This window comes from Streptomyces sp. NPDC054765, from assembly GCF_053612065.1.
In genome coordinates this window covers 90,763-100,514 of record NZ_JBSHBP010000029.1, presented here as the reverse complement: position 1 = coordinate 100,514, position 9,752 = coordinate 90,763, and the positions used below count along the sequence as shown (strand labels likewise).

The following is a 9,752-nucleotide window of genomic DNA, read 5'->3' as shown; positions in this document are numbered from 1 at the left end:
GAGAACGGCCGGGGCGCCCTTCGTATGCCAACCGGTCAGGAGGCCGGGCCCGGTAGGGCCGGGGACGGGCCGATGTCGAGGGCGGCGCAGCGCCACCGGGCATCGGCGCCCAGCTCCAGCCGGAACGCCAGGGCCCGCAGCCGCCCGTCCGCCGCGATCCGGGCGAAGGCCTCGATGACGCCGCGGCGCGGCCGGCACAGTCCGCAGTCGCGCACGACGGGGGCGGGCCCGGACCGGCCGGGACCCGTGACCGGCCGCAGCGGCGCCAGCGGGGCGAGCTCCGCCAGCCGGTCGTACGCGGCGGGCAGCGCGTGCCCCAGCAGGGCGTGTACGGGGCGCTGACCGCTGAGCGCGAGCACCAGCTGACGGGCGAACCAGTGGTGCGGCCGGCTCTCGTGGGCCCGGCGCTGCGCCCCGGCCGTCGGCAGCGGGACACCGGTCGCGGTGACGGGGGTGGCCGGGGTGCCGGTGGCGGAGCGGCGGCTCGCGGCGGCGGCCAGGGCGGCGGGGCGGCCGGGGCGCGGGGCGGTACGGGTGGGGCCGCTCCCGGCGGGGCCGAGGGGGCGGCGGTCGGCGGAGGAGCGCCTCGGCCGGGGAACGGCGGGGAGCGTTGCCGGTGTCCCGGAGGCGGGGTGTGTGAGCGGGCCGTGACCGTCGTCGGCGGCGGCGGCGGTGTCGGCGGGCGGTGTGGGTGTGGGTGTGGTGGGCCGTGTGGTGTGTCCGGGGGCGGGTGTGGCGGGACGAGCGGTGTATCCGCCGGCTCCGGGGGCGGCGGGCGGTGTGCCGTGCCCGGTGACGGCGGGTGGGGTGTGTGCGCTGGTGTCGTTCGTGCCGGTCATGGTGGTGATCGCCCCCGTGGTGCCGGGCCCGTGAATTACTGGGCGGTAGCTTTTGGTGGGGAACTTCGTACCGGCGCGATCGGGACGGCAGCAAGGCGCGGACCGGCCGGGACGCAGGGGGCGAAGAGTTCACCCTTCCGTGGCGCGGCCTTGGGATGAGGCCTCGGGAGCGGGGCGGGGGCCGGGCCCCGCGCGGGCCGCGCGGGGGACACCGGGGCGGCACGATGGGGGACTCGCGCCCGTATGCTGGCGGGACAATCGTCAAAGTCGAGCGAATCGAGCGGAAGCGGCTGCCATGCGCGTCTATGTTCCCCTGACCCTTTCCGGTCTCGCAGAGGCGCACAAGAACGGTGAGCTGGGCCCCGGCCCCTTGGACGCGTACGCCGTCACCCCCGCGCTGCGCGAGTGGTACGTCTCCGACGACATCGAGGAGCTGGAGTACGCCGCGCTCAACCGCGCCGCGCAGGCGTCGCTGCGGCAGCTCGCGGGCCGTCCGGAAGACGCGCGGCGGCGCGTGGTGGTGGCCGTGGACGTGCCGGACGGCGCGGCGGTGGCGGATCCGGACCGGGGGCTCGACCAGTCGGCGCTGGGTGAGGTGCGTCTCGCCGGGCCGGTGCCGTTGTCGAAGGCCGCGGCGGTGCATGTGGACGCCGGGGAGGCGGAGGCGGACATCGCGGCGGCCGCGGCGGCGCTCGGCGCGGCGGACCAGGGCGATGACGACGCGCAGTTCACGGTGGACGGCGCGGAGGACCACGATCTGCTGTGGTTCGGGGTGCAGGAGATCCCGCATCTGACCGGGTGAGGGGCGGGTCGTCCGCGGACCGGGCCGCGTTGCCCGCGTTGTCAGTGGCTGCGGGTATTTTTTCTTCATGGGGAAGCGCACGGGCAACGACGTGGGGGACCACATGGAGAAGCACGCCACACACATCGTCTGGGACTGGAACGGCACGCTGTTCCATGACATCGACGCCGTCATCGGGGCGACCAACTCCGCCTTCGCGGAGATCGGGCTGGAGCCGATCACTCTGGAGACGTACCGGGAGCTGTACTGCGTGCCCGTGCCGCGGTTCTACGAGCGGCTGATGGGGCGGCTGCCGACGGACGCCGAGTGGCTGGTGATGGACGAGTCGTTCCACCGCCACTACAGCACGCACCGGCTGGGCTGTGAGCTCGCCGAGGGGGTGGATCTGCTCCTGGAGGGGTGGCAGGCGGCCGGGCGCAGCCAGTCCATCCTGAGCATGTACGGACATGACGAGCTGCTGCCGATCGTGCGCGACTTCGGGATCGAGTCGCGGTTCGTGCTGGTGGAGGGCAGGACCGGGCCGTCCGGAGGCACGAAGAGCGCGCACATGGTGCGGCATCTCGCGGCGATGGAGCGCGTGGACCCGCGGCGTACGGTCGTGATCGGTGACGCCGTGGACGATGCCGTGGCCGCGCAGGACGCGGGGGCACACGCAGTGCTCTACACGGGCGGGTCGCACAGTCGCGGGAGCCTGGAGGCCGCCGGGGTGCCGGTGGTGGACACCCTGGCCGAGGCAGTCGAGCTGGCGGGGGACATAGCTGCCTAGGGGCCGTTCCGCGCGCTGTGGGCAGGGCGTTTCCAGGTGCCGCCGCACCGCGCGGCCGCCGGGTGCCCGGCAGCGACGGCACCACGCACATGTCACCCCGGCCGTGCATTGTCCGGAAGGGCTAAGTTCGAGGCGTGGTTTTGTACACACACGGCCCATGACGGCACCCGTGTGGGGAGCGATAGCCTTGCACCGTGATCAGCGCGATAACCCGCGGGGGCATCGAGGCCCCTGCTGTGCGCCCGGGACACCACCGTGACCGGGCGGTCGCTGGTCTTTGCGGCCAACATTCCCTGTCGACTTTGTCAAAGACTGTCGATAACGGCACGGCCCTCTCTCATCGCGGCATAGCGTCGACATCGACAGGACACCCCGCGTCACAGCGGCGTTGTGCGGCTTCCATCACGTTCTTCCACAACGTCACGCAACGGCGCGCGACAGGAGCCAGAGGACATGCAGACCAAGCTGGATGAAGCCAAAACCGAGCTGCTCGCGAGGGCCGCCCGGGTCGCAGAGAGCAGCCCGGCCGGGGGTAAGCACCCGGTACGGGGGCTCGACCCGGACACCCTTGAGGGATACCTCCAGCGCTACTACCTGCACACCGCGCCCGAGGACCTCACCGGCCGGGACCCGGTGGATGTCTTCGGTGCCGCGCTCTCGCACTATCGCCTCGCGGAGATGCGCCCCCAGGGCACCGCGAATGTCCGGGTGCACACCCCGACCGTCGAGGAGAACGGCTGGACCTGCAGCCACTCCGTCGTCGAGGTCGTCACCGACGACATGCCGTTCCTGGTCGACTCGGTCACCAACGAGCTCTCCCGGCAGGGGCGCGGCATTCATGTCGTGATCCACCCGCAGGTGATCGTCCGCCGTGATGTCGCCGGCAAGCTCATCGAGGTCTACGACTCCCACTGCGACGCGCACGGCAGGACCGGCAAGGGCAAGGGCGCGAAGCTGCCGCACGACGCGGTGACCGAGTCCTGGATCCATGTCGAGATGGACCGCGAGACCGACCGCGAGGACCTCAAGCAGATCACCGCGGATCTGCTGCGGGTGCTGTCCGACGTCCGCGAGGCCGTCGAGGACTGGGAGAAGATGCGCGCCGCGGCCGGCCGTCTCGCCGATGAGCTGCCCGCCGAGCCGATCGCCGACGATCTGCGCGGCGAGGACATCGAGGAGGCCCAGGAACTGCTGCGGTGGCTGTCCGCCGACCACTTCACCTTCCTCGGCTACCGCGAGTACGAGCTGGCCTCGGTGCCCGGCGAGGGCGGCGTCGACGAGGACGTGCTGACCGCCGTGCCCGGCACGGGCCTGGGCATCCTGCGCGCCGACCCTGCGCACCACGAGAGCGCCGACGGCCACCCCGTCTCGCCGTCGTTCAACCGGCTGCCCGCGGACGCCCGCGCCAAGGCCCGTGAGCACAGGCTGCTCATCCTGACCAAGGCCAACAGCCGTGCCACGGTCCACCGCCCCTCCTACCTCGACTACGTCGGCGTCAAGAAGTTCGACGCCAAGGGCAATGTCGTCGGTGAGCGGCGCTTCCTGGGCCTGTTCTCCTCGGCCGCGTACACCGAGTCCGTGCGCCGGGTGCCGGTCATCCGCCGCAAGGTCGCCGAGGTCCTGGAGGGCGCCGGGTTCAGCCCCGACAGCCACGACGGCCGCGACCTGCTGCAGATCCTGGAGACCTACCCGCGCGACGAGCTGTTCCAGACGCCGGTCGACGAACTGCGCTCCATCGCCACCAGCGTGCTCTACCTGCAAGAGCGCCGCCGGCTGCGGCTCTACCTCCGCCAGGACGAGTACGGCCGCTACTACTCCGCGCTGGTCTACCTCCCGCGCGACCGCTACACCACCGGTGTGCGGCTGCGCCTGATCGACATCCTCAAGGAGGAGCTGGGCGGCACCAGCGTCGACTTCACCGCCTGGAACACCGAGTCGATCCTCTCCCGGCTGCACTTCGTCATCCGTGTCGAGCCCGGCGCCAGCCTGCCCGAGCTGACCGACACCGATGCGGACCGCCTCGAAAGCCGGCTGGTGGAGGCCGCCCGCTCGTGGGCCGACGGCTTCGCCGAGGCGCTGACCGCCGAGGTCGGTGAGGAGCGTGCCGCCGAGCTGCTGCGCCGCTACGGCCACGCCTTCCCCGAGGGCTACAAGGCCGACAACAGCCCGCGCAGCGCCGTCGCCGACCTCCAGCATCTGGAGGAGCTGACCGGCGAGCCCGGCCGCGACTTCTCCGTCAGCCTCTACGAGCCGGTCGGCGCGGGCCCCGGCGAGCGCCGCTTCAAGATCTACCGCAGGGGCGAGCCGGTCTCGCTGTCGCGGGTGCTGCCCGGCCTGAACCGCCTGGGCGTCGAGGTCGTCGACGAGCGCCCGCACGAGCTGCGCTGCGCCGACTCCACCATCGCCTGGGTCTACGACTTCGGGCTGCGGATGCCCGAGCACGTCAAGGGCGACGACGCCCGCGAGCGCTTCCAGGACGCGTTCACGGCGGTGTGGACCGGGGCGGCCGAGAGCGACAACTTCAACACCCTGGTGCTGCAGGCCGGCCTCAACTGGCGCCAGGCGATGGTCCTGCGGGCCTACGCCAAGTACCTGCGGCAGGCCGGTTCGACCTTCAGCCAGACGTATATGGAGGACACCCTCTCCAACAACGTCCACACCACCCGGCTGCTGGTCTCCCTCTTCGAGGCCCGGATGTCCCCCGACCGCCAGCGGGCCGGCACGGAGCTGACCGACGGACTGCTGGAGGAGCTGGACGGCGCGCTCGACCAGGTCGCCTCCCTGGACGAGGACCGCATCCTGCGGTCCTTCCTCACCGTCATCAAGGCGACGCTGCGCACCAACCACTACCAGAGGGACAGCCAGGGCCGGCCGCACGCCTATCTGTCCATGAAGCTGGACCCGCAGGCCATCCCCGACCTGCCGGCACCCCGCCCGGCGTACGAGATCTGGGTGTACTCACCCAAGGTCGAGGGCGTCCACCTGCGGTTCGGCAAGGTCGCGCGCGGTGGTCTGCGCTGGTCGGACCGTCGGGAGGACTTCCGTACGGAGATCCTCGGCCTGGTCAAGGCGCAGATGGTCAAGAACACCGTCATCGTGCCGGTGGGCGCGAAGGGCGGCTTCGTCGGCAAGCAGCTGCCCGACCCGTCGCAGGACCGGGACGCCTGGCTGGCCGAGGGCATCGCCAGCTACAAGACCTTCATCTCCGGTCTGCTGGACATCACCGACAACCTCGTCGGTGGCGAGGTCGTCCACCCGCAGAACGTCGTCCGGCACGACGAGGACGACACCTACCTGGTCGTCGCCGCCGACAAGGGCACCGCGACGTTCTCCGACATCGCCAACGAGGTCGCCGAGTCGTACGGCTTCTGGCTCGGTGACGCGTTCGCCTCCGGCGGCAGCGCCGGTTACGACCACAAGGGCATGGGCATCACGGCCCGCGGCGCCTGGGAGTCGGTCGAGCGGCACTTCCGCGAGCTGGACCACGACACCCAGACCGAGGACTTCACCACGGTCGGCGTCGGCGACATGTCCGGTGACGTTTTCGGCAACGGCATGCTGCTGAGCGAGCACATCCGGCTGGTCGCCGCCTTCGACCACCGGCACATCTTCCTCGACCCGAGCCCGGACGCGGCGACCTCCTACGCCGAGCGCCGCCGGCTCTTCGAGCTGCCCCGCTCCTCCTGGGCGGACTACAACTCCGAGCTGCTCTCCCAGGGCGGCGGCATCCACCCGCGCTCGGCCAAGTCCATCCCGATCAATGCGCAGGTGCGGACCGCCCTCGGCATCGAGGCCGGCATCAAGAAGATGACGCCCGCCGATCTGATGCAGGCCATCCTCAAGGCGCCGGTCGACCTGCTGTGGAACGGCGGCATCGGGACGTATGTGAAGTCCTCGGCGGAGTCCCACGCCGATGTGGGTGACAAGTCCAACGACGCCATCCGGGTCAACGGCGAGGACCTGCGGGTCAAGGTCGTCGGCGAGGGCGGCAACCTGGGCCTGACCCAGCTCGGCCGGATCGAGTTCGCCACGGCCGGCGGCCGGATCAACACCGACGCGATCGACAACAGCGCCGGTGTGGACACCTCCGACCACGAGGTGAACATCAAGATCCTGCTCAACTCCGTCGTCGCGGACGGCGATATGACCGTCAAGCAGCGCAACAAGCTGCTGGCCGCGATGACCGACGAGGTCGGCGCGCTGGTGCTGCGCAACAACTATGCGCAGAACACCGCGCTGGCGCTGGCCCTCGCCCAGTCCTCCAGCATGCTCAACGCCCAGCAGCGCTTCATGCGCCGCCTGGTGCGGGACGGCGATCTCGACCGGGCGCTGGAGTTCCTGCCCACCGACCGGCAGATCCGTGAGCGGCTGAACGCCGGCCGCGGGCTGACCCAGCCCGAGACCGCCGTGCTCCTGGCGTACACCAAGATCACGGTCGCCGAGTCGCTGATCCAGACCGGGCTGCCCGACGACCCGTACCTGCAGCGACTGCTGCACGCCTACTTCCCCTCGGCGCTGCACGAGCGTTTCGCCGAGCAGGTCGACGGGCATGCGCTGCGCCGCGAGATCGTCACGACGGTGCTGGTCAACGACACCGTCAACACCGGCGGTACGAGCTTCCTGCACCGGATGCGGGAAGAGACCGGGGCCTCCCTCGAAGAGGTCGTGCGGGCGCACACCGCGGCCCGTGCGATCTTCGGCCTGAGCCAGGTCTGGGACGACGTCGAGGCGCTCGACAATGTCGTCGCGGCCGATGTCCAGACCCGCATCCGGCTGCACTCGCGCCGGCTGGTCGAGCGCGGCACCCGCTGGCTGCTGAACAACCGCCCGCAGCCGCTGGAGCTGTCGGAGACCATCGACTTCTTCGCGGAGCGGGTCGCCGGGGTCTGGAAGGAGCTGCCGAATCTGCTGCAGGGCAGCGACCAGGAATGGTTCCAGGCGATCCTGGACGAGCTGACCGGCGCGGGTGTGCCCGAGCCGCTGGCCGTCCAGGTGTCCGGCTTCTCCTCGGTCTTCCCGGCGCTGGACATCGTCGCCGTCGCGGACCGGATGGGCAAGGAACCGCTGGATGTCGCCGAGGTCTACTACGACCTGGGCGATCGGCTGCGGATCAACCAGCTCCTGGACCGCATCCTGGAGCTGCCGCGCAACGACCGCTGGCAGTCGATGGCTCGCGCCTCGATCCGCGAGGACCTCTTCGCGGCCCATGCGGCGCTGACCGCGGACGTGCTGTCGGTGGGCAACGGCTCCTCGACGCCGGAGCAGCGGTTCAAGGCCTGGGAGCAGGCCAACGCGGCGATCCTCAGCCGCGCACGGGCGACGCTGGAGGAGATCTACGGGTCGGAGGGGTTCGATCTGGCGAACCTGTCCGTGGCCATGCGGACGATGCGGACGCTGCTGCGCACCCACAGCTGACGCGTCCGGTACGGGGACGGCCCCGGAAGCTCAGGCTTCCGGGGCCGTCCCCGTTTCCGCGCGGTGCCGCACCGGCCGTGTCCGCCGGACCGGCTCCGGCGGTGTCTAGCGGTCGGCCTCGTAGGCCTCGATGACCTCGTCCGTGGGGCCGTCCATCAGCAGCTCGCCGCGCTCCAGCCACAGGACCCGGTCGCAGGTGTCGCGGATCGAGTTGTTGTTGTGGCTGACGAGGAAGACGGTGCCGGCTTCCTTGCGCAGTTCGCGGATGCGGGCCTCGGAGCGCTTCTGGAAGCTGCGGTCGCCGGTGGCCAGCGCCTCGTCGATCATCAGCACGTCGTGGTCCTTGGCCGCGGCGATGGAGAACCGCAGCCGGGCCGCCATGCCGGACGAGTAGGTGCGCATCGGCAGCGAGATGAAGTCGCCCTTCTCGTTGATGCCGGAGAAGTCGACGATGCCGTCGTAGCGCTCGTGGACCTCCTCGCGGCTCATGCCCATGGCCAGGCCGCCGAGGACGACGTTCTTCTCGCCGGTCAGGTCGTTCATCAGGGCCGCGTTGACGCCCAGCAGCGAGGGCTGGCCGTGGGTGTAGACCTTGCCGCGCTCGGCGGGCAGCAGGCCGGCGACCGCCTTGAGCAGGGTCGACTTGCCGGAGCCGTTGGAGCCGATCAGGCCGATCGACTCGCCGCGGTAGGCGGTGAAGGAGACGCCCTTGACCGCGTGCACCTCGCGCACGCCCGTGGAGGGCTTGCGGCGGACGATGCGGTTGAGGGCGGCGGTGGCGCTGCCCTTGCCGGCGCCGGTGCCGTAGACGCGGTAGACGATGTGCAGATCGTCCGCGATCACGGTCGGGATGCGGGCCTGGGCGGCCTCGGTCGGCTGGATGCCGTTCTTGTGCTCAGCCACGTCCGTACCGCTCCTCAGCCTTCCAGAAGTACACAAAGCCGATGACACCGGCCAGCAGGGCCCAGCCGGCCGCGAACGCCCACACGTGCGGCGGCAGTTGCTTGTGGGTGAAGCTGTCGATCAGGGCGAAGCGCATCAGGTCGATGTAGACGGCGGCGGGGTTGCCGTTCAGCAGCACCACCACGAACTGCGGGAGGTGCTTGCCCTGGAGGATCACGTTGATGCTGAACATCACGCCGGAGGCATACATCCACGTCCGCATGATGAAGGGCATCAGCTGCGCCAGGTCCGGGGTCTTCGACCCGAGGCGCGCCATGACCATCGCCAGGCCCGTGTTGAAGAGGAACTGCAGCGTCAGGGCCGGGAGGACCAGCAGCCACGACCAGGTCGGCATCTGCCCGAAGCACAGCAGGATGACCACCAGCACGCCCATGGAGTACAGCAGTTGCTGGAGCTGCGCCAGGCAGAAGGAGATCGGCAGACAGGCCCGCGGGAAGTGCAGCGCCCGCACCAGGCCCAGGTTGCCGGAGATCGCCCGCGTCCCGGTCATCACCGAGTTCTGCAGGAAGGTGAAGACGAAGACGCCGGTCACCAGGAACGGGATGTAGTCCGGGACGCCCTTCCGGGTGCCGATCAGCACACCGAAGATCAAGTAGTACACGGCCGCGTTGAGCAGCGGGGTCAGCACCTGCCAGAGCTGCCCGAGCTTGGCGGTGGTGTACATCGCGGTGAGCTTGGCGCTGGCGAACGAGGTGATGAAGTGCCGCCGCTGCCACAGCTGGCGGGTGTACTCCGACAGCGAGGGGCGGGCGCCGCTCACCGTGAGGCCATGGCGCTCGGCCAGCGCGCGCAGCTCGGAGTCGGGTGCGGTGCCGGGGGCGGGCGCCCCGGTGGGTGTCGAGGCCGGGGGCGCGAGGGTCTGGGGCATGGAGGAGGCCGCTTTCGCTTGCGTACGGGGGTGGTGGAACGAGAACGAGGCCGTACGACGGAACGGGTCCGTATCGTCGCAACGTCGAGACTAAAGGGA

6 protein-coding genes are annotated in these 9,752 nt (G+C 70.6%); 3 read left to right on the top strand and 3 right to left on the bottom strand.

What is annotated here, in order from left to right:
- Window positions 1-35 precede the first annotated feature (35 nt).
- Window positions 36-839 (bottom strand): Rv3235 family protein, encoded by an 804-nt coding sequence (locus ACWGJY_RS19995; RefSeq protein ID WP_453262144.1) that lies wholly within the window; start codon window positions 837-839, stop codon window positions 36-38.
- Between the two features lie 295 nt (window positions 840-1,134).
- On the opposite strand from ACWGJY_RS19995, the gene ACWGJY_RS19990 reads away from it, so the two are divergent.
- The 3 genes from ACWGJY_RS19990 to ACWGJY_RS19980 all read left to right on the top strand — a co-directional run bounded on the left by ACWGJY_RS19990 (window position 1,135) and on the right by ACWGJY_RS19980 (window position 7,822).
- Window positions 1,135-1,641 (top strand): DUF6912 family protein, encoded by a 507-nt coding sequence (locus tag ACWGJY_RS19990; protein WP_453262143.1) that lies wholly within the window; start codon window positions 1,135-1,137, stop codon window positions 1,639-1,641.
- Between the two features lie 67 nt (window positions 1,642-1,708).
- Entirely contained in the window at window positions 1,709-2,407 is a 699-nt protein-coding gene (locus ACWGJY_RS19985; RefSeq protein ID WP_453262142.1) for an HAD family hydrolase, read from the top strand.
- A 453-nt stretch (window positions 2,408-2,860) separates the two neighbouring features.
- Complete coding sequence (locus ACWGJY_RS19980; RefSeq protein WP_453262141.1) at window positions 2,861-7,822, top strand: NAD-glutamate dehydrogenase; 4,962 nt, start codon at window positions 2,861-2,863, stop codon at window positions 7,820-7,822.
- A 105-nt stretch (window positions 7,823-7,927) separates the two neighbouring features.
- Here ACWGJY_RS19980 and ACWGJY_RS19975 read toward each other — a convergent pair whose 3' ends face one another.
- Both ACWGJY_RS19975 and ACWGJY_RS19970 read right to left on the bottom strand, forming a co-directional pair.
- Window positions 7,928-8,725, bottom strand: coding sequence for an ABC transporter ATP-binding protein (locus ACWGJY_RS19975; protein ID WP_453262140.1), 798 nt, complete (start codon window positions 8,723-8,725; stop codon window positions 7,928-7,930).
- Window positions 8,718-9,653, bottom strand: coding sequence for an ABC transporter permease (locus tag ACWGJY_RS19970; protein WP_453262139.1), 936 nt, complete (start codon window positions 9,651-9,653; stop codon window positions 8,718-8,720). The genes ACWGJY_RS19975 and ACWGJY_RS19970 overlap by 8 nt, the downstream gene beginning before the upstream one ends.
- Between the last annotated feature and the right edge of the window lie 99 nt (window positions 9,654-9,752).

Coding starts and splice junctions, on each gene's coding strand:
- ACWGJY_RS19995 (WP_453262144.1), bottom strand. CDS start 839: ATGACCGGCACGAACGACACCAGCGCACACACCCCACCCGCCGTCACC.
- ACWGJY_RS19990 (WP_453262143.1), top strand. CDS start 1,135: ATGCGCGTCTATGTTCCCCTGACCCTTTCCGGTCTCGCAGAGGCGCAC.
- ACWGJY_RS19985 (WP_453262142.1), top strand. CDS start 1,709: ATGGGGAAGCGCACGGGCAACGACGTGGGGGACCACATGGAGAAGCAC.
- ACWGJY_RS19980 (WP_453262141.1), top strand. CDS start 2,861: ATGCAGACCAAGCTGGATGAAGCCAAAACCGAGCTGCTCGCGAGGGCC.
- ACWGJY_RS19970 (WP_453262139.1), bottom strand. CDS start 9,653: ATGCCCCAGACCCTCGCGCCCCCGGCCTCGACACCCACCGGGGCGCCC.